The sequence below is a fragment of the Anabaena subtropica FACHB-260 genome, from assembly GCF_014697105.1.
Taxonomy (GTDB): Bacteria; Cyanobacteriota; Cyanobacteriia; order Cyanobacteriales; family Nostocaceae; genus Trichormus; species Trichormus subtropicus.
In genome coordinates this window covers 20,676-39,882 of sequence record NZ_JACJRF010000001.1, presented here as the reverse complement: position 1 = coordinate 39,882, position 19,207 = coordinate 20,676, and the positions used below count along the sequence as shown (strand labels likewise).

General features: G+C 41.0%; 18 protein-coding genes. 9 read left to right on the top strand and 9 right to left on the bottom strand.

Annotated features, from left to right (window positions below; translation table 11 throughout):
* Positions 1-3 precede the first annotated feature (3 nt).
* Positions 4-960 carry a homogentisate phytyltransferase gene (locus H6G18_RS00165; RefSeq protein ID WP_190405054.1) on the bottom strand — a complete coding sequence of 319 codons (957 nt, stop codon included), beginning with the start codon at positions 958-960 and terminating at the stop codon, positions 4-6.
* Between the two features lie 203 nt (positions 961-1,163).
* Between H6G18_RS00165 and H6G18_RS00160 the strand changes: the two genes are divergently transcribed.
* A complete protein-coding gene (locus H6G18_RS00160) occupies positions 1,164-1,373 on the top strand; it encodes a hypothetical protein (RefSeq protein ID WP_190405053.1) in 210 nt (69 codons plus the stop codon).
* A 63-nt stretch (positions 1,374-1,436) separates the two neighbouring features.
* Here H6G18_RS00160 and H6G18_RS00155 read toward each other — a convergent pair whose 3' ends face one another.
* Positions 1,437-2,705: a CCA tRNA nucleotidyltransferase gene (locus H6G18_RS00155; protein ID WP_190405052.1), complete on the bottom strand. Its 1,269-nt coding sequence runs from the start codon at positions 2,703-2,705 to the stop codon at positions 1,437-1,439.
* A gap of 86 nt (positions 2,706-2,791) precedes the next feature.
* Here H6G18_RS00155 and H6G18_RS00150 point away from each other — a divergent pair, with 86 nt between their 5' ends.
* From H6G18_RS00150 to H6G18_RS00135, 4 genes are all read left to right on the top strand, one after another.
* Positions 2,792-3,040: a Ycf34 family protein gene (locus H6G18_RS00150; protein ID WP_190405051.1), complete on the top strand. Its 249-nt coding sequence runs from the start codon at positions 2,792-2,794 to the stop codon at positions 3,038-3,040.
* Positions 3,041-3,170: 130 nt separating this feature from the next.
* Positions 3,171-4,181, top strand: coding sequence for an alpha/beta hydrolase (locus tag H6G18_RS00145; protein ID WP_190405050.1), 1,011 nt, complete (start codon positions 3,171-3,173; stop codon positions 4,179-4,181).
* 118 nt (positions 4,182-4,299) lie between these two features.
* A complete protein-coding gene (gene tsaB / locus H6G18_RS00140) occupies positions 4,300-4,956 on the top strand; it encodes a tRNA (adenosine(37)-N6)-threonylcarbamoyltransferase complex dimerization subunit type 1 TsaB (protein WP_190405049.1) in 657 nt (218 codons plus the stop codon).
* A 40-nt stretch (positions 4,957-4,996) separates the two neighbouring features.
* Complete coding sequence (locus H6G18_RS00135; protein ID WP_190405048.1) at positions 4,997-5,698, top strand: Uma2 family endonuclease; 702 nt, start codon at positions 4,997-4,999, stop codon at positions 5,696-5,698.
* Positions 5,699-5,736: 38 nt separating this feature from the next.
* Here the strand turns inward: H6G18_RS00135 and H6G18_RS00130 are convergent, their stop codons facing one another.
* Positions 5,737-7,020 carry an aspartate aminotransferase family protein gene (locus tag H6G18_RS00130; RefSeq protein WP_190405047.1) on the bottom strand — a complete coding sequence of 428 codons (1,284 nt, stop codon included), beginning with the start codon at positions 7,018-7,020 and terminating at the stop codon, positions 5,737-5,739.
* Positions 7,021-7,273: 253 nt separating this feature from the next.
* On the opposite strand from H6G18_RS00130, the gene H6G18_RS00125 reads away from it, so the two are divergent.
* Positions 7,274-8,338, top strand: coding sequence for a potassium channel family protein (locus tag H6G18_RS00125; RefSeq protein WP_277875546.1), 1,065 nt, complete (start codon positions 7,274-7,276; stop codon positions 8,336-8,338).
* A gap of 16 nt (positions 8,339-8,354) precedes the next feature.
* Here the strand turns inward: H6G18_RS00125 and H6G18_RS00120 are convergent, their stop codons facing one another.
* The 4 genes from H6G18_RS00120 to H6G18_RS00105 form a co-directional block, all read right to left on the bottom strand.
* Positions 8,355-9,353 (bottom strand): heme-dependent oxidative N-demethylase family protein, encoded by a 999-nt coding sequence (locus H6G18_RS00120; protein ID WP_190405046.1) that lies wholly within the window; start codon positions 9,351-9,353, stop codon positions 8,355-8,357.
* A gap of 32 nt (positions 9,354-9,385) precedes the next feature.
* The gene (locus tag H6G18_RS00115; protein ID WP_190405045.1) at positions 9,386-9,967 is read right to left on the bottom strand and encodes a methylmalonic aciduria and homocystinuria type D protein; all 582 of its coding nucleotides are present in this window, start codon (positions 9,965-9,967) and stop codon (positions 9,386-9,388) included.
* 193 nt (positions 9,968-10,160) lie between these two features.
* Positions 10,161-10,367, bottom strand: a complete 207-nt coding sequence (locus tag H6G18_RS00110; protein ID WP_190405044.1) for a glycogen debranching protein — start codon at positions 10,365-10,367, stop codon at positions 10,161-10,163.
* 175 nt (positions 10,368-10,542) lie between these two features.
* A complete protein-coding gene (locus H6G18_RS00105; RefSeq protein WP_190405043.1) occupies positions 10,543-11,184 on the bottom strand; it encodes a MotA/TolQ/ExbB proton channel family protein in 642 nt (213 codons plus the stop codon).
* 141 nt (positions 11,185-11,325) lie between these two features.
* Here H6G18_RS00105 and H6G18_RS00100 point away from each other — a divergent pair, with 141 nt between their 5' ends.
* Positions 11,326-11,640 carry a threonine dehydratase gene (locus H6G18_RS00100; RefSeq protein WP_190405042.1) on the top strand — a complete coding sequence of 105 codons (315 nt, stop codon included), beginning with the start codon at positions 11,326-11,328 and terminating at the stop codon, positions 11,638-11,640.
* Positions 11,641-11,868: 228 nt separating this feature from the next.
* On the opposite strand, the gene H6G18_RS00095 is transcribed toward H6G18_RS00100, so the two are convergent.
* On the bottom strand, positions 11,869-12,270 hold the full coding sequence (locus tag H6G18_RS00095) for a fasciclin domain-containing protein (RefSeq protein WP_190405041.1): 402 nt from the start codon (positions 12,268-12,270) through the stop codon (positions 11,869-11,871).
* A gap of 326 nt (positions 12,271-12,596) precedes the next feature.
* Positions 12,597-12,902, bottom strand: coding sequence for a hypothetical protein (locus H6G18_RS00090; protein ID WP_190405040.1), 306 nt, complete (start codon positions 12,900-12,902; stop codon positions 12,597-12,599).
* 736 nt (positions 12,903-13,638) lie between these two features.
* Between H6G18_RS00090 and H6G18_RS00085 the strand changes: the two genes are divergently transcribed.
* A complete protein-coding gene (locus tag H6G18_RS00085; protein WP_190405039.1) occupies positions 13,639-15,003 on the top strand; it encodes an AAA-like domain-containing protein in 1,365 nt (454 codons plus the stop codon).
* Positions 15,004-15,656: 653 nt separating this feature from the next.
* Positions 15,657-19,181, top strand: coding sequence for a WD40 domain-containing protein (locus H6G18_RS00080; RefSeq protein ID WP_190405038.1), 3,525 nt, complete (start codon positions 15,657-15,659; stop codon positions 19,179-19,181).
* Positions 19,182-19,207 lie beyond the last annotated feature (26 nt).

Here is a 19,207-nt window from a genome sequence, read left to right as displayed (position 1 = left end):
ATTTTAAGCCAAAAGACAAGCAATAGGGAACATTAAATATTCTAGAAAAAAGAGTTTCCAGATGAATTGATAGAATTGAGCGATCGCTGTTCTATCATGTATGTCTACAGTTAAGCTCTGCATCCACATCCAACACAGAACAACTAGATGAGTAATTACTAAAAATACTGAGTTAATTGCACCTAGTCGCAGCACACCAATCATCACCATACCCAAGTAGCAAACAGTTAGCACCCACAGCGCCAAATTAAATACAGCTTGTGGCCCTAGTTGGATGGTGAAAGTGGTGATATTGTAGAGGCGATCGCCTTCCATATCGGGGATATCTTTAAAGATGGCGATCGCAAAGGTAAATACTAAAATAAAGACAGTTAATACCCACACTGGTAAGGGAATTGATTGTTTGTTTTGTAGTAACCAACTAAAGTGCAGATATAATCCTAAATTGACAATTGTCCCCCGGACAGAAAAAATGCACAAAGCAGCCCAAAAGGGAAACTGTTTTAACCGAATTGGTGGTAAAGAATAGGCTGTACCAATCGCTAAACTAATAGCCACCATCCCCAATAAATAGGGACCATTCAGCCAAGCTAAGACTAGGGCTGTAATCCCAGTAAAAATAACAATTATTAGTCCTTGTCTACGGCTAAATTCCCCTGAGGCTAAAGGTAAATGAGGCTTATTAACTTTATCAATTTCAATATCTTCTAATTGATTTAACCCCACAATATAAACATTGCCACATAGACAAGCTAGCCACGCACCTAACACGGAAGTTAGTTGCGTCACAGCAAAACCTGTCGGACTGACACTAAGAGAAATTAAATATAAACCCAGAACACTCAAACTTGTGCCGATAATTGTGTGTGGGCGGGAAAATTTCCAAAAAGCATAAAGCCACTGGAAAGGTGATTGCAATGGTTTACGCTGCGAAGGACTGTTTTGAGAACTTTGGCTCATGAGTAGCTTGGATAAGTAGGTATTCCGGCTTACTGTTCATCTATTGTCACAGAATTTTGCCATTATCCAAAGATATAGAGAGTGAGGGAGCCGAGGCGAAAGAATTTACCTAGCCCAACACCCATTCCCCAACAGTGATTACTGGGCTTTTTTGGTGTTGATATTTGTTACACTTAATGAATAGCTTACAAGGATTTGGGCTTATGTCTGACTCAATTAACTCGCCGCATACCTTGAGTCATACTATCTGTGATGATTGCGCTTTTCATACCAAGGTGGAAGAAGCAATTAAGTGTATTCACCCTGAAGAATTAGAGGCGAATTGCGCCACTGTCATTTTCTGCAATTCTTTCCAGCCAGTGCAGGAAATCGATAGCCCTTGTGTTTCCTTCGGCAAAGATGACGATTATTAATTAAGATTTGTAAAGATATCCCACTTTCTGAATCTGCACATATAAGTAACACTCAACAGTCCTCTAACCCTCAAGTAGCTGTCTAGCAAAGGCGATCGCTTCCTCTGCTGTTCCCACTTTACCCTCAATTCTGGCGATCGCTATCTCTGTTAAGAGTTCACCCACCAGTGGCGAGGCAGGAACATTGAGTGCTATCATTAACTTTTTACCACTTACTAGCTGAGTGGGATGAGCGACCAGATCATCAGGGTTAAGGTAGCGGGTGATCAATGGAGAGTAAACGGATAGCCGATTGTCGCCAGACATCGCCTCTACCAGAGTATCGTGTACTAAAGCTAAAACAACTGTAGCCCCGAATATCATACCTGCCTCTTGGAACAGAAAATATTGTTGACGCAAGGTATTGGCTGTTTTTAGCTGGGTGAATAGCTTCAGAGCAGTGGTGACACCACGAATTTCTGCACGACTGTAGGTGAGTTCGTGTAGCTCAATTTCTGCAACTGTTGGATCTGGATGGACTAGACAAGCAAGTTTAGCAATACTTAACCAAGTGGTTTTCACGGTGTCACGGACGTATTTTCCTAGTTCTGCGCCTAGTTGAGGCCAATGTTTTGCAAGTAGGTCATATACGGTATCAACTGCTGCTAGCTTATAAAAGCTTTCGTCTGTAGTACTTTTGAAGAACTGCTTCAGTAAACCATCATCTCCAGCCATTGCTATCCAAGGATTACCCAGAGGACTGGCGAGTAAATAACCAATTTCGACGCGTACACGTTCCGTGGCTACTTGGCTGAGATGTGATGCTAAATCGCGGATTGTGGCTTGGGTTTCTGGTTCAATGGTAAAGCCTAGTTGAGCAGCTTGACGATAGGCTCGTAATAAGCGTAAAGGGTCATCTTCTAAGTTAGCTTTGGCTACCATCCGCAATAAACCAAGCTGTAAATCAGCATAACCGTTGAGGGGGTCGATGATTTCTTGAGTGTGGGGATTGTAGGCGATCGCATTAATTGTAAAATCTCTTCTATGCAGGTCTCTTTCTAAACTATCCCCTTCCTGTTGGGCAAAGTCGGCTGTAGCATGGGGAAATACCACCCGCGCAATTCGCCGCACTGGGTCGAGTAGGACAAAGCCAGCTTGATAATGATGAGCGATCGCTCTAGCCACCTTAACGGCATTTGATGGTATCACAAAATCTAGATCCAAATATTCACGACTTCTGCCCAGAATCGCATCCCGCACAGCACCACCAACCATGTAAGCTGGTTGTGGCAACCATTCCAGACTAAAAGGCCAATTTTCGGGAGCTAGGATAGAAGGAACAAATCCAGACATTGTAATAAAACTCTAACCAGTAACTGGTGCTGAATGCTTTAGCTTAAGCTAGATTAACAATAAAGGCCCCTGGAGTTGGTTCTATTATGTGTATTTGCGTAAACTGCCACTATGTAGACCGTTGTGTAACTTATAACGCCGTAGAAGCACAACACCAACAACCCCATTTGACTGAAACCCCAGATTTTGATCCCAATGAACCCTCAATCAACGTTAACATTCGGACTCAAGAAGATGTGATCGAAATGGAATGGGATGTTGTCGGTTGTCTCAGCTTTAAAAAGGAAATGGGAAAATGGTCGAAGTTGCGTCCCGGTGAGTTAGTACCTACTTGATTTGACAAGGAGAGTGGGGAAAGAAACCTTTTTCGTATCTTGATTAACTCAACAATATATCTTCTGCTAGCTTGGGGAAGCTTACCCATTTGCGACAATGTATAGATACATACAGAAGTCCAATGATGAGATGAGAGTGACCATCCAGAAGACAATAGATATCCTTGAGCAAGTCCATCAATTAGAGTCAGAAGTTGGACTTAAGAACGCAGCTTGTCGTTCCCAATTCTATATTCATCCCCAAACTACATCCAAAGTTTGTCTCTTCCTACATGGCTTTACAGCAGCACCCTATCAATTTGAGCCACTAGGAAAAGCTTTATTTAACCAAGGATACAACGTTCTGGTTCCCTTACAACCGGGACACGGACGAGCCGGAGATTGGAATCGCCAAACGCCTCCACCATTACCTACAGACATTGAGACTTATCAAAAGTTTGTGCTGGAGTGGTTGCAAATTGCCAAAACACTTGGTGAACAAGTCGTAGTCGGTGGATTATCCACCGGTGGAACCTTAGCGGCTTGGTTAGCTTTAGAGCATTCCCAACAAATTGAGCGCGCCTTATTATTCACACCTTATTTAGGTAGTCGTTATTTATTATCCGATCTACTGATCAAAATTTTACCCATTTACTTTGAATGGTTCAATAAAGACGCATCTGGTAATTTTGGTTATCAAGGTTTTCGGATTCCAGCGTTACGGATATTTCAGGAATTGGCAGAGAAGGTTTTAGAACAGGCTCAAAGTGATATGTCTGCTCCTATTTTAATGGTATGCAGTGAGAGCGATCGCGCCGTTAGTCGCTCTAAACAGCAGGATTTTTTCAAAATGGTACTCCAGCAGCAACCAAAGTCCTGGTACTACTGCTTTGATGATTCCCTGGATATTGAACACCGGATGATGACCAAACTGGAAGATAATGATTATGAGGAATTGGTAATTACCTTAGCCAAAGCATTTATCGGCAGTGATTTAACTTGGCAACAGTTCCAAAATATGGCAACGAGGATAGTCAAGGGAGAGGCTTATGAGCAAATTCAGCAAGAATTGAACCTTGATAGTCAAGCTTCACAACAGCTATCAGCAATGATGACTGAACGTTTTGGTTGTGAGGATCTTAAATGTATCAATCCCCATTAAGCCCTAAAAGTAGACATTTTATTTTGCTGATGATTGTTTGGGTAGTGCCAAAGTTGCTATTGTATGGTTGAATAAATAAATTATGTCAACTGTATAAAAATTAATATTGTAATTAACTTTGACTACGCAATTAGAAGACTTTAAATTAAGAAAATACGGTTTATCCCTGCATACTACTACTCCTGAATTGGGTTTAGCAATTGGTAATTTTGCTGGTGAAACTCGCTCTCAGGTTTGGAATTTAGGACGGGATTTATCTAGTTATATTCATCAATATTTACTGGAATTTATCGCGCCCCAAACTTGGCAAGACTTGGATTTTATTGCCGTTGCCAAAGGGCCTGGAGGTTATACAGGAACTCGCATTGGTGTTGTTATTGCCCGCACTTTAGGGCAGCAATTAGACATTCCTGTGTTTGGGATTTCTACCTTAGCAGCAGTTGCTTGGTTAGAAGTAAGTAAGAGTCAACAAAAACAAGCGATCGCTGTAGAAATGCCAGCCCAACGGGGACAGATTTTTGGTGCTATTTACCAACTTTCTCCTAATACTAATGAATTAATCACTTTGTTGTCTGATACAGTATTTACACCAGAAGCATGGCAACAGACTTTAGCTAACTTACAAACTGATTACCAGTTAGTAGCAGCCAAATCAGAGTTAGCTGCAACTGTGACAAGTATTTTAGAACTAGCTTATTTAGAATGGCAACAAGGTAAGCGCCCTAATTGGTCGGAGGCTTTACCCTATTATGGGCAGCATCCTGTAGATATTTAATTCACAATGTGATTATGGTTGAATTGCTCTAGGAAAAACCATGAGACTTACTGACGCGCCTATCACTCTCCTTTCAACCCTTCCGCCTTTGGAAAACGGTGACAAACTCACACGACCTGAATTTGAGCGTCGTTATGATGCTATGCCGCAAGTGAAAAAAGCTGAACTGATTGAAAGAATTGTTTATATGGCATCCCCGTTAAGAGTTACAGGTCACGGTGAACCCCATGCTGACATCATGCTTTGGTTGGGAGTTTACAAAGTTGCCACGCCCGGAGTTAGATTAGCTGATAATGCTACTGTACGTCTAGATGCAGATAATGAGCCTCAACCAGATGCGTGTTTGAGAATTACTAATGGCGGACAAACCACCGTTAGCAATGATGACTATATTGAAGGTGCGCCTGAGTTAATTGTGGAGGTTGCTGCAAGTAGTGTGTCGATTGATTTACACGACAAACTAAAAGTGTACCGTCGTAATCAAGTACAAGAGTATTTGGTGTGGCGAGTTTATGATGCTCAATTTGACTGCTTCAAGTTACGTGAAGGGGAATATGTTCAGATGGAAGCTAATACTGATGGTGTGATTTGTTCTCAGGTATTTCCGGGGTTGTGGTTAGATAAATTGGCTTTATTGACAGGTAATTTAGCTAAGGTTTTAGAAGTTTTGCAGCAGGGTTTAGCTAGTGCAGAACATCAGAGTTTTGTGGAAAAGTTGTCTCAAAAGGAAAGCGAGAAATAGGCACAAAATCACCCATCCTCGCTTTCGGGATTCACAATTTAAGCAGTCACAGTTGCTAAAGCTTTTTCCACAATTTGTAAAGCCGTGTTGACTTCTGCCTCAGTGACAATTAACGGTGGGACAAAGCGGACGACTTTTGGCCCGGCTGGTACTAGCAATAAGCCCTCATTGATGGCGGCTTTGACTACATCAGCAGCAGTTAACTGGATATCTGCATTTAATTCCAGACCATTGATTAAACCCCAACCGCGCACTTCAGTGAGATGATGGGGATATTTAGCAGCGATCGCTCTCAACCCACTCCGCAATTGTTCCCCTCTATCTTGCACATTCTGCAAAATATTTTCTCTTTCCAACGTTTGGCACACAGCCAAAGCCACACCACAAGCAAAAGGATTACCACCAAAAGTGCTGGCGTGTTCTCCTGGTTGGAACACATCACAGAATTTCTTACTCATCATCGCCCCGATGGGGATACCACCACCCAAACCTTTAGCACTGGTGAAAATATCTGGTTCTACACCCAGATACTCATAACCCCACAATTTACCACTGCGTCCCATCCCTACTTGCACTTCGTCGAACATCAACAAAACGCCAGTTTCATCACAAATCTGCCGCAGCTTGCGGAAGTACTCCACATCACCAGGACGAACACCACCTTCCCCTTGTAATGGTTCGATGAGAATTGCCGCAACGCGATAATCTCCTTCATCTAACTCGCTAATTGCTGTCTCTATCGCACTGATATCGTTGTAATCTACATAGTAAAATCCAGGTACTAGGGGGTCAAAATATTTTTGATACTTTGCTTGCCCTGTAGCGGTAATAGTTGCCAAAGTCCGACCGTGAAAACTCGCGTTGGCAGTTAAAATAATCGGCTTTTCAATGTCTAATACTGTATGGGCATATTTACGTGCTAGTTTGATGGCTGCTTCGTTGGCTTCTGCGCCAGAATTACAGAAAAATACGCGATCGGCGCAGGAGTGTTGAATAATCCATTGGGCTAATTCACCTTGTTCGGGAATGTAGTACAAATTAGAAACGTGGTGCAGCTTCTGGATTTGGCGTGTCACCGCTTCTACCATAGCTGGGTGGGCGTGTCCTAGTGTACAAGTGGCAATCCCGGCCACAAAGTCTAGGTATTCTCTGCCCTGGGTATCCCACACTCGACAACCTGCACCCCGTTCGAGGGCGAGGGGAAACCGTCCGTATGTGGACATAACAGATGCGTCAAAGCTATCTGTACTAAAGGTGCTAGATGCAGCAGAACCTGACTCTGGGAAGTTCGTGGCTTGCTCGATTAGAGTTTGTAGGCTCACTAACGCTCCTCCTGCGAAGTTTTAATCGTATACTTACTTACTAGTTTCCTAGAATTTCTTAAAAATAACTTTTTATTTATTGTGTTTCTTACTGTCTCTTGAGCTTAACATTATTAGAACTTAAGCATGAGTAAAGAAAATCTAATAGTTTGGATTAGGGGTACAGAAGTATCGTTGTTCAAAACCCTTATATCCTCCCAAAACAGAGAGTCTCCTGGCGTCAGCTTTAATTTGACAGTGGTGGAAAATAACTTTGTATTCAACTCTTGAGCAGAAATACCAACGCATCCAAAAAGAGTTAATGGCTGGGGCGATCGCTCTCGGTGGTGTCTTAATTATCGGTACTTTGTGGTATCGCTTTGTCGAGGGTTGGACATGGGAAGATGCGGCTTACATGACTGTCATTACCTTAGCAACGGTGGGATATGGTGAAACTAACCCCCTCGGTAGTCGTGGACGTTTGTTTACAATTACCCTAATTTTGTTGGGTGTGATCAACATCGGTTACATTGTCAACAGATTTACAGAAGCAGTTATTCAAGGTTACTTTCAACAAGGTATTCGGCTCAGGCAACAGAGGCGGTTAATGGAATCCCTATCAGAACATTACATCATCTGCGGGTTTAGTCGGACTGGTCGTCAAATTGCCAAGGAATTTCGGGCAGAGGGTGTACCATTTGTGGTGATTGATTCTGATCTCGAATCGGTAGAAAGGGCGCAAGCAGAGGGTCATACAGCATACCCAGGAGATGCTACTCTCGATGAAACGCTGTTAAAAGTTGGTGTTGAGAGAGCAATTTGTTTGGTTGCGGCTCTCCCTTCTGATGCTGAGAATTTATACACAGTTTTATCAGCAAAAACTCTGAATCCCCAAATTAGAGCGATCGCTCGCGCCAGTACGGAAGAAGCTTTACAAAAGTTACAGCGTGGTGGTGCTGATGCCGTGATTTCCCCCTATATCACTGGCGGTAAGCGCATGGCTGCTGCTGCTCTCAGACCACAGGTTCTAGACTTTGTAGATGGGATTCTCACAGGTGCAGACCGCCAATTGTACATGGAAGAATTTTTACTTGATCCCGCCTTTTGTCCCTTCGTTGGTCAAAGTTTGCAAAAAGCCAAACTGCGATCGCAAACAGGAGCGTTAGTTCTCGCTATTCGTCGTCTAGATGGTATGCTTATCGGCGGCCCCACTGGCGATACAGTCTTAATGCCAGGAGATACGCTCATTTGCATGGGTACAGCCGAACAACTGCGTAGCCTCAACCAAGTTCTTGTTCCTATTGGTTCTCGGCAATTGCGTAAACCTAAAAATAGTTGAATTATTCTCCAATTCCCTACCTAAACCACTGCAAAATACTGTCCCGACTCTCCGCCAAGCCTTTATAAATCAGAGATTCTGCTGACATCGACTCAACAGCAGCATATAGCTTAGACCGTAGAACTGAGTCTTGTTTAACTACGCTACAATCACGAAAATAAGTGCGAATGGTAAAAAGTGCAGTGTCATACTCTGGTAAACCCCAAATTACTTGACGCTCGATTCGCAGATAAAGTCTGGGAGATTGTAGATCAAATTTTCTACCTTGCCACTGACTAGCTGATACATTAGGGGGTGGTTCGGGATGATGGTTGAGGCGGGTGTCCGTACTCAAACCCCAAGCAAAGCGTACTGTCGGTTTTCTCGCAATCATTGTATTGACGATCGCCTCAGCTCGACGATTGATTTTTTCCATCCCAGCCACAGGTGCATGAATTGCGGCAAAATCTCTGCCAATTTTTTCTTCGGCTGACCAATGGTTGGGATAGCATAGATGGACTGCACTGAGCCAATTGCTACCATCAGCACTACGACAAATTACCGTTAAATCTTCTTGTAGCTGTGCGGCTAAAGCGTCAAGGGTGGAGGCGTAAGCAGGAAAGACTGGACTACCTAGAGTGGAGACTTGTTGCAACTCCAAGTCTGCATTGAGGTAAAGGGTTTCTTGAGTCAAATAGCTATGAAATTGCCAAGTGTTAGCTGTTTGATGTAAGTCAAAGTGTTGCGGGTGTTCTTGAATGAGACGCTCAATAATTAAACGAGCGATCGCTCCCCCTACAGCTTGAGTATAATTACAAGTCTGGTAGTACTTGCTTAACCTTTCACCACGGGCTAAAAGTTTAGCTTGTCTGTAATCAGCGAAACACTCATCAATTTGAAATACCTGCTTGTCAGCCTGACCATTACCCAAATCACAACCAAAAGCTTCCATTCCCGGCTTGACTTCATACCTGCCATTCATCAAAGGGAAGTAAATAGCAGTACCATCAAATTTTTCGACTGTCTGAGCTTCCATTAACTGGTTATCAGGGGAAACTATCTTTAATATTACTGACTACTGACCACCGATTCTTCCTCAACTTCTTGCCACCCGTGCATGGATGCTATGCTTCTAATCGCCCATTCCACAATCATTGGTGGTGCTGCGGAGATAAAAATACTCGGATAAACAGCAGTACCCCAAGTAGGATGAACTATCACAGAACATTTGTTTTTTAAGACTGGGTAATTAAGGAGAGCTTTGACAACTGCTGTGTCGTTATGGGGAATTTCTCCTGGACGAGAAAGTAAAGGGTAGCCAGTACGGGGATCTATCAGGTCTGCCATGTAACCGCGATCGTGCAAGTTAAAAGCTAAATCGCAGCCAAACCTCATAAACTTTTCTCGCAAACGTTCTTTTTCTCTTTCGATTTCTGCCGTACTTTTCACCAATGGATATTGGGATTGTTGTAAGACAATCACAACCCAGAATAAAGTTTGCTCTTGCCAATCTGGTAATATCCGTTCGCGGTTGGCACAGATATACGGACTGGGAGAATGAATGTAAATTTGAACCTCTAGTCCCTTTTTACCAACCAAATTAATGGGACGGCTTTGCTCCGCAGCATACACTATGGGATAGTTCACCACATTGATTCGGTTTTTGTAACTTTTTAATTTATTCTTTAGAATCGATGATAACTCTTAATACTTCCCACAAATCATGAAAGTTGGAAAAAATCTCAACACTTTGTAAATTTTTAATCTAATTTTTATCCTTTATTAACCTCCTTTGACTTTGCTAGTACCTCTATACTTAGTAACTCGTAATTTGTAATGATTACTAATCAAGTTTTAAAGCATTCACCGGCACTTCATCCCAAGAATTGACAGTCCGCAAGCGTGCCACCCAACCAGAAGCTTTTTGATTATCGGTCAAGTTATCCTGAAATGACTCATGGCAATCTTTCGCTTGAGACTCATTACAACTAGCAATACAGGCATGAATCATGCCCGATGGATCAATCTGTTCATTTACCCAAATAGTCATAAATTACCTCCGAAAAACGATTGACTCTTTTTAAAAGACTAATAGAATTAAAAATTCTACAGCAAACACCCCAGTTAATATCAGTAACTAGTAACAATAAAACACAATTAGCGATCGCTGAATACAGCAATTCATTAATTTGTAGGAACTTCCTGGGTAGCTCCGCATTTAAATTTCAACCTTGGTTCCTTCTTTGCTCGTAACGACGACGATAGAGTAATTCCAACTGTCCCCCATATTCCTGAATCCAGGCAATCTGACGCTGGTATAATCCCCGAAAGCTATTAGCAAAAAACAGAGTCAAGATAGCTACAACTAAGCCAGATGCAGTAGATACCAAAGCCTCACTAATACCAGATGTCACACCAACTGTTTTAGTACCTCCCACATCACCGATATCTAAAGAAGCAAAAGAAGTAATTAATCCCAAGACAGTACCAAGCAAACCTAATAAGGGTGCTAGACCAATTATGGTTTCAAAAATATTTTGGAAGCGTTTGAGTACAGGTATTTCCGCTTGAGCTTCACTTTCTAAAGCCAATCGAAATTCTTCTGGTGTTGGCTCCTCCAATTCTAAAGCAGCGAGAAAAATTCGCGCGATGGGTAAATCTGCATTTTGCCGTAGTGCTTCTAAAGCACTAACCACGTTATCAAGACGATATAGCTTTAAAACTTCATGTACTACACGGTTTTGCTTACCCGTGACTTTTACCCAAAAGATGACACGTTCTATAATTAGTGCCACACCTAATAAAGAAAATACCAGCAGTGGCCACATAACCACGCCACCTGCTGTAAATAGATTACGAATTGCCATCTGTTGCCCAACTCATTGATGCAAACCTAGATTAGCAGATAGTAGTGGCAAATCTCTGATCAAAACCTATTTCCCTACATGGATGTCGCATTATTTTTTCAAAGACGATAATAATAATAGGCAATCTGCGAGGGTGATGCTATGTTTCGTCTAATTCAAATTCTTCGGAACTTGTTTCTTCGACTTGAAGGCTTGTTTGGTGTTTTCTTCAAAGGTTTGTTGAGTTTAGTAAGCAATATCTTTGGCTTTTTTGCCAAGATTTTTGGATTTACTAAATCTGGTTATTTCTTGGAAAATGATGAAGCGCAAAGCATAAAGGAATCTGGAGCTAAAGAACCGATGCAATCGGCTCAGAATGCTACTCCTGAAATTTTCACTCCTACTACTACTCGTCGTCCTAAAGCCAAAATGGATGACTACTACCTCAACATGGCTCGTGAGGTGAACAAGAACTAAAAAAGCCATCAACTAGTACTGTACGGCATAGTTGACATACCATTTTAAATGGCGCAAAAGCCTGGAATACCTTTTTTGGCTTTTAACTGTTGACTTCCGCCTTGCGGTACTAGTTAACTAAGTGAGAGAAAATGCTAGGGCGCGATCGCTCTTTTTAGTAAAATTAGTGGGGCGATGATTATCTAGAATCACCGCCCCACTAATACTATTCTCTGTTTCAGAGTTTATTTACGCAGGAATCAACACTGTGTCAATTACGTGAATAACACCGTTATCAGCAGCAACATCCGGTGTTGCAACAGTTGCATCATTGATCTTGACACCATTAGAAGCGTCAATTTTTACATCTGAACCCTCTACAGTAGTAGCTGACTTCAGCTTAACTACATCTGCTGCTAGAACTTTGCCTGAAACAACATGATAAGTCAGAATTTTCTTGAGCTTTGGAATATCTTTCAGTAAAGAATCTACCGTACCTTTTGGAAGTTTAGCAAATGCCTCATCAGTTGGTGCAAAAACTGTGAATGGTCCAACACCTTTGAGAGTATCATCTAGCCCAGCGGCCTTAACCGCAGCAACTAGTGTGTTGAAAGAGCCAGCGTTTACAGCAGTATCAACAATGTCAGCCATGTGTTTTTATTAATTTCTTTACATCCCACGACAAATGTAAACTTTTTTATAGTGCATTGTATCTATCTTTAGATATGTACCTAAACTCAACTTGTTTGTTTATGGAAATATGTCGTTGATAGGATTTAACTAGATTGAGCCAGAAACTCCAAAACTAGTCTGTATCTGCTGGAAAAACACTTGAAATTCTAGCTAATCCCAAATTGAACAATCAGGGTTCATGATAGTATCTGACAGTATACTAAGGATACGACTCCTGTCAGTATCTTAGGTAAGAATTTGGAACTTAGAGAGTATAGATATAGCTTTGGGCTATAGTTTATCTGTCATCTCATAAAATCTATATGAGCAGCTACAAGCATCTGTGCTTGCCTTAAAACGTAGCCAAATAAATAAGTAGGAATCTGCCAAGCTGCCACCATTCTTTCTTGAGTAATATCCTGTACACTAATTGCTATTAATTCATGTTCTGGTGATTCTCCTTCAACCGCACCAGACCAAGTAAAAGCTAATAAGAAATCATCGTATCCAGGTAAGGATGCAACCAAGCACTGTTCTGGGGTTGCCTGGCAATTAATCCCGTGTTCATTTGCAAGTGCTACTAATTTCTGGAAATTATTGCAATTCATCATTTATCTTTTGCGTTGCATCAACAGCAGTTACTATCAAATTTCCCAAATTGTGAGTAAAAATTTCAGTGTCTGCTTCAAGTGGGAAGTTTTTACCAAAGTTCATCCAGAAATCTTACTGCTAATGCCTTGTGCCATTAGCAACAATTGCTACCGTTTCATCAAGGGGTATAGCAATGATTCATAAAAAATTCCACCATTTGGCTTGAAATCCTTGTCATGAATGCTTTTGATTGAACAAGTAGGGGACGTAAGGAATTGAAGTACAAAGCGGCACAATGGCATTGAGCCAAAATTCTGATACCGTTCACCAATTCCCGCCGAACTCACGTCATGTTAATATACCGTCAGTTGATGTATGAAAAGACTCTATAATTGGCATAGAGAGGTTCATGAAAATTTCAAAATTATAGGTAAATATATGAAGTAAATTAAAATGGTAGTTAATAAATTGACCAAAAAATTTGTTGCTCAGTAAAGTCTAAATTGGCTCAAATCTTAAGAATTGTTAAATTCTAGATTTATCTAAAATTTAGCTTTTTAGCTTATTGTGCAACAAATTTGATTTACAACTCTAAGTAGCTTGAGTAAAATCTGGCTAATTTTTATGCAGCATTTTTGCTCCTAAAAGTGGCTATTGTTCAAATTAAAATTGTTAAATATTTGACGCACAGCAATTGGATAATCAGCATCTACCAAGTAGATTGTGTGTCGACAAAAAGTTGTTCGTACATAACCTATGAAACTACACCAAACAAAGAGTAAGAGAAAACGCGGTGTTGTATTAACTCCTACCGGACTACAACGATTACAAGAAGCGATTTTAGCTTGGGAGATATTAGAAAATAAAGGCGATCGCTTAACTTTAGAGGAATTAAGCAGACAAATCAACATTTCAGCTAAAACGCTAAGTCGATTATGGTCTTTGAGTGCAAGTATAGATCAAAAAACTTTAAAATTGTGCTTTAGTGCCTTTAACTTAGAAATAAATGAAGAAGATTACACACTTTTAAACCAAGAGAATGAAACCGAAATATCCGGTTTTTTGTCAGAGAGTTCGTCCATACAAGTAGAAAATCATTGGTCATATCCGAATGGAGCTGTACCTCTAGATTCGCCTTTCTATGTTGAGCGTCCGCCAATAGAGGAACTAGTATATCAACAAGTGACTCAAACAGGCTGCGTAATTCGGATTCGGGCCCCCAGACAGATGGGTAAAACTTCTTTGGTGCTGCGTGTTTGTGCCTTTGCCAAGACACAAAAATATCATACAGTCCATATCAAGTGCAGCCAGATTGATAGCCAATGTTTTACTGACTTAAATAAGCTTTTGCGTTGTCTTTGTTGGCAAATTGCCAAACAATTAGGGATTAATATCAATCTTGATGAGCTATGGGATGAAGAAGTTGGTTGTAAGTTGAGTTGTAGCTTGTATTTGCAAAACTATATTCTCAAACAGAGTAATAGCCCTATAGTTTTGGTGTTGAGCGATGTTGATCGCTTTTTTGAGTATCCTCACATTGCTGGTGATTTTTTTGCCTTATTGCGTTCTTGGTGCGAGGAAGCACGACAAAATCACAATTGGCACAAGCTGAGATTAGTAGTGGTTTACTCCACAGAACACTATATTTCTCCAGATATTAACCACTCCCCATTTAACATCGGATTACCTATTCGTCTGCATGAATTTACCCAGCAACAGGTAGAAGATTTGGCTAGACGCTATGGGCTACAGTGGACAGATGGTAAAGAATCGGCAAAGTTGAGGTCTGTTGTTGGCGGTCATCCGGCACTGATTCAACTTGCGTTGTATTATCTTAGCTCTGGGACTATGACTTTAGGAGAGTTAATCCAAGAAGCGATTACCAATGGTGGCATTTACCGCCATCATTTACAGCAACATTGGGTAAAATTACAAGCTAATCCTAATTTAGTCAGAGTATATACTAAACTAGTTGCAGCCAATCAAAGTGTTGTTATTGATCCTATAGATGCTTATAAACTAGAAAGTCTAGGATTAATTGACTTTGAAGGCGATCGCATCGTACCGCGTTGTGAACTCTATCGCGCTTATTTTTCCAAGCATTTTTCCACAATGGTTTAAGCAATTTGCCTAATCACGCAGATTTTAAGATCATCAATCCCTATAAAAATCCCAGGAAATCAGGTATGGCTTATGGTGGAAGCATTGATGAGGTTCAATGCTTACAACCTGCCAATGGGGGACAGGAAATCCACTAATATTTCAGAGTAGGAAAGAAGAGGAATATTTTTATAATTTTCGGTTTTCTTTGTTCTTCCTTTTTCCCTTACCAAAAGTTTTTAATTGCTTTTTTTAGGAGAAATTTATTTAATTCCATATATGAATGCCGCGAGGAAAGTCGCTGGAAATCTACCTGGCAATATAATCTTATTTTCGTAATGAAATTTAAAGGAAATTTAAGACAGTTAAAGCATTAATTTTTTAAAAAATAGAGACATTTAAGACATTTAAGACATTTAAGATATTTAAGACAAAAGATAGGCAATTAATGTGCCTAAAAAAAATAATTATTTTATAGTATTATGCTGTTGAAATGATGTTATTGCTAACTTTTAAATGTCAGTATTAACTATAGAAATTATACCTATTCTATGAAAAATTGCACATTAACGCCCTTAGACTAGAACTCTGGAGGCATACATAAAATGATCAGGCTAATTATATGCCTCTTCATATTGAATTGCTATTATAATTTTTTTCTTGCCTAAAGTAACATGAAATATCAGGTTGGTGGCAGTCTCCCTAGTAATGATCCGAACTACGTTATCCGTCAGGCGGATAAACAACTCTATGCCAGCTTAAAAGCTGGTGATTTTTGTTATGTGTTCAATTCTCGCCAAATGGGTAAATCATCCTTACTACATCGTACAAGCGCTCATCTAACGAAAGAGGGTCATAGCTGTATTTATATCGATGTTACACGCTTAGGTAGTGAGAATACAACAACAGAACAATGGTACAAAGGGATCATTATCAGTCTTTTTTATGGCTTGAATTTGACCCAAGAATTTAATTTTAAACAATGGTGGGAGATGCAGGCAGGTTTGTCTCCTATACAGAAATTAAATCAGTTTTTAGAAGAGATTTTACTGTCGCAAAAACAAGGTGATCGAATTTTTATCTTTATTGATGAAATCGATAGTTTGTTGAGCTTAAATTTTTCAGTTAGTGACTTTTTTGCCTGGATTCGTCATTGTTATAACCAAAGAGCGCACGACCCAAAATTTCAACGTTTAGGATTTGCGCTGTTTGGGGTGGTTAGTCCATCTGACCTAATTACTGATAAGCGTCGCACACCCTTTAACATTGGTATGGCAATTCAGTTGTATGGTTTTACACTCGATGAAGCTACACCATTACTCACAGGGTTAGAAGAAGTAGTCAGTCAACCGCAAGCAGTATTACAGAAAATTATTGACTGGACAGGTGGACAACCTTTTTTGACGCAAAAACTTTGTCATTTAGTGGTGCAAGCTGCATGGGAAAGACCAAAGCATAAAATTGATTTGCCTCCAGCCACAGCAGGGTATTGGGTAGAGCAACTGGTACAAAAGCATATTATTCAACACTGGGAAGGAAAAGATGAACCAGAACACCTACGCACCATTCGCGATCGCCTTTTGTTCAACGAACAACGTGCTGGCAGGTTGTTAGGTATTTATCAGCTAGTGTTACAAGCGGAGGCGGGTACTTTACCTATAGCGGTCGATGATAGTCAAGAACAAACAGAACTATTGTTGTCTGGTTTAGTCCAAAAGCAGAACGGCTATCTCAAAATTAAAAATCCTATTTATCGCCATGTTTTCAATCACCAATGGGTAATCAGACAGTTAGATAATTTGCGTCCTTACTCGCAAATATTTAATGCTTGGGTAGCATCCGGTTATCAAGACGAGTCACGTTTACTGCGGGGACAGGCACTAAAAGATGCTCAAAATTGGTCGCAAGGCAAAAGTTTGAGCAATTTGGATTATCATTTTTTTACTGCTAGTCAAGAATATGAACAGAAAGAAATCCGAACAACATTAGAAGCAGCAAGGTTACAAGAAGTAGAAGCCAGATTAGTACAAGAAAAAAAAGCTACTAAATTACAAAGATTGCTGCTGATGGGAATGTGTATTAAGTTCCTAATTTCTAGCAGCTTGGCTATCGGAATTTACATTTTATACCGCCAAACCAAAACCAGTGAAACTCAAGCCAAAAACAGCGAAATTCGCGCACTCATATCTTCTTCCGAGGGAATGTTCGCCTCAAATCGCTCTTTAGATGCGCTCGTAGAAGCAATTAAAGCCAAACATCAACTCCAAAAACTAGAAAATCCCAATGAAGATATTAAAAATCAGGCGGACAATGTACTGCGGCAAGCTGTTTATGGTACAGATGAGTACAACCGTTTATGGGGTCATAACGCATCTGTTATGGCAGTAGATGTCAGTCCTGACAGTTCTTTAATCGCTTCAGTCAGTATGGACAGAACAATCAAGCTTTGGCAACGAGATGGTAAAGAAATTGCCACTCTCAAAGGTCATAAGGGAGCAGTTAGATCAGTTAAATTTAGTCCCGATGGCCAAATGCTGGCCTCGGCAAGCGAGGATGGTACTATTAAACTTTGGAAACGAGACAGCACTTTACTTCAGACTTTTAAAGGTCACACTGCTTCAGTTTGGGGAGTCGCCTTTAGTCGGGATGGTCAGTTTCTAGCCTCTGCTGGTTGGGACAAAACGGTAAGAATCTGGCGGCAAGATGGGACTTTACTCAAAACTTTTCCAGGTTACAGAGCAGGGTTTTGGGGAGTCGCTTTCAGTCCCGATGGTCAAACAGTTGCTGCTGCCAATCTAGACGGGACAATAAAACTTTGGCAACGAGACAATTCAGGCTGGCAGAACGCCAAACCTCTACAAACGCTTAAGGGTCATACAGGTTGGGTTGTGGGAGTAGCTTTCAGTCCTGACGGCCAGACACTTGCTTCGGCGAGTGAAGATAAAGCTGTCAAACTTTGGCGGCGAGATAGCACAAATGGCAGCTATCGTCTTGATAAAACTTTGCTGGGTCATAGTGCTGGAATTTCGGCAGTTACTTTTAGTCCAGATGGTCAAACCATTGCCTCTGCCAGCCTCGACAAAACAATCAAACTGTGGAACATTGATGGTACACAACTGAGGACGCTAAGAGGTCATAGTGCCTCTGTTTGGGGAGTGAGTTTTAGTTCTGACGGTAGCTTTATTGCTTCGGCGGGTGCTGAAAGCATTGTCAGACTCTGGCAAAGTGAGAATCCATTCCAAAAAAATATGATTGCTCATGGTGCGGGTATTTGGTCAATAGCAATTACCTCCGACAGTTCTACCATCGCTACAGCTAGTCACGAAAACACTGCTAAATTTTGGAGTCGTCAAGGCAAATTGCTGAAAAGTTTGACACAAAAGAAAGTAGTATTCGAGGTTTCATTCAGTGAAGATGGCAAGTTAATGGCTCTTCCCGATTACGATGATAAAGTTACACTCAAGCGGCGAGATGGTACGAAGGTTGCTACTTACAAAGATATTCATGGCAAAATTACAGGAGCAGTATTAAGTCCCGATGGTCAAGCGATCGCCATTGCAAATGTTGACAAGATTGCTCAGATATGGAATATCAATCAGCCTGCACCGCAGATTCTCAAAGGACATCAAGCCGAAGTTTGGCAAGTTGCCTTTAGTCCTGATGGGAAAATGGTTGCTTCAGCCAGTGCTGATGCCACTGTGAAGCTGTGGACACTAGATGGTAAGTTGCTGACAACCCTCGTTGGACACTCCGCAGCAGTTTGGAGAGTTGCCTTTAGTCCTGATGGGAAAATGGTCGCTTCTGGAAGTGGGGATAATACAGTTAAGCTGTGGACAATTGATGGTAAGTTACTCAAAACATTTAAAGGTCACACAGCTGCAATTTGGGGAATAGCATTTAGTCCTGACAGCAAAATACTGGCTTCTGGTAGTGTGGATGCTACCGTCAAGCTTTGGAAACTTGATGGTACAGAACTAACGACTCTTTCAGGACATACCGCCGCCATTAGGAAAATTGCTATCAGCCGGGATGGAGTAATGCTGGCTTCAGGTGGTGATGACAACACACTGATTCTGTGGAATTTACCGCAAATTCTCCAGTTAGATGTACTAGATTATGCTTGCACTATGGTAAAAGACTATTTGAAAAATAACACAGCTTTGGAAGATAGCGATCGTCAAATCTGCAATAAATTTTAGCACAATGCGTAACTCCTAATCACTAC

What these genes read in the sequence shown, in the direction of transcription:
- H6G18_RS00095 (WP_190405041.1), bottom strand. Translation starts at nt 12,270, where the DNA reads ATGGCTGACATTGTTGATACTGCTGTAAACGCTGGCTCTTTCAACACA.
- H6G18_RS00160 (WP_190405053.1), top strand. Translation starts at nt 1,164, where the DNA reads ATGTCTGACTCAATTAACTCGCCGCATACCTTGAGTCATACTATCTGT.
- H6G18_RS00110 (WP_190405044.1), bottom strand. Translation starts at nt 10,367, where the DNA reads ATGACTATTTGGGTAAATGAACAGATTGATCCATCGGGCATGATTCAT.
- H6G18_RS00100 (WP_190405042.1), top strand. Translation starts at nt 11,326, where the DNA reads ATGTTTCGTCTAATTCAAATTCTTCGGAACTTGTTTCTTCGACTTGAA.
- H6G18_RS00085 (WP_190405039.1), top strand. Translation starts at nt 13,639, where the DNA reads ATGAAACTACACCAAACAAAGAGTAAGAGAAAACGCGGTGTTGTATTA.
- H6G18_RS00105 (WP_190405043.1), bottom strand. Translation starts at nt 11,184, where the DNA reads ATGGCAATTCGTAATCTATTTACAGCAGGTGGCGTGGTTATGTGGCCA.
- H6G18_RS00080 (WP_190405038.1), top strand. Translation starts at nt 15,657, where the DNA reads ATGAAATATCAGGTTGGTGGCAGTCTCCCTAGTAATGATCCGAACTAC.
- H6G18_RS00145 (WP_190405050.1), top strand. Translation starts at nt 3,171, where the DNA reads ATGAGAGTGACCATCCAGAAGACAATAGATATCCTTGAGCAAGTCCAT.
- H6G18_RS00165 (WP_190405054.1), bottom strand. Translation starts at nt 960, where the DNA reads ATGAGCCAAAGTTCTCAAAACAGTCCTTCGCAGCGTAAACCATTGCAA.
- H6G18_RS00150 (WP_190405051.1), top strand. Translation starts at nt 2,792, where the DNA reads ATGTGTATTTGCGTAAACTGCCACTATGTAGACCGTTGTGTAACTTAT.
- H6G18_RS00155 (WP_190405052.1), bottom strand. Translation starts at nt 2,705, where the DNA reads ATGTCTGGATTTGTTCCTTCTATCCTAGCTCCCGAAAATTGGCCTTTT.
- H6G18_RS00135 (WP_190405048.1), top strand. Translation starts at nt 4,997, where the DNA reads ATGAGACTTACTGACGCGCCTATCACTCTCCTTTCAACCCTTCCGCCT.
- H6G18_RS00120 (WP_190405046.1), bottom strand. Translation starts at nt 9,353, where the DNA reads ATGGAAGCTCAGACAGTCGAAAAATTTGATGGTACTGCTATTTACTTC.
- H6G18_RS00090 (WP_190405040.1), bottom strand. Translation starts at nt 12,902, where the DNA reads ATGATGAATTGCAATAATTTCCAGAAATTAGTAGCACTTGCAAATGAA.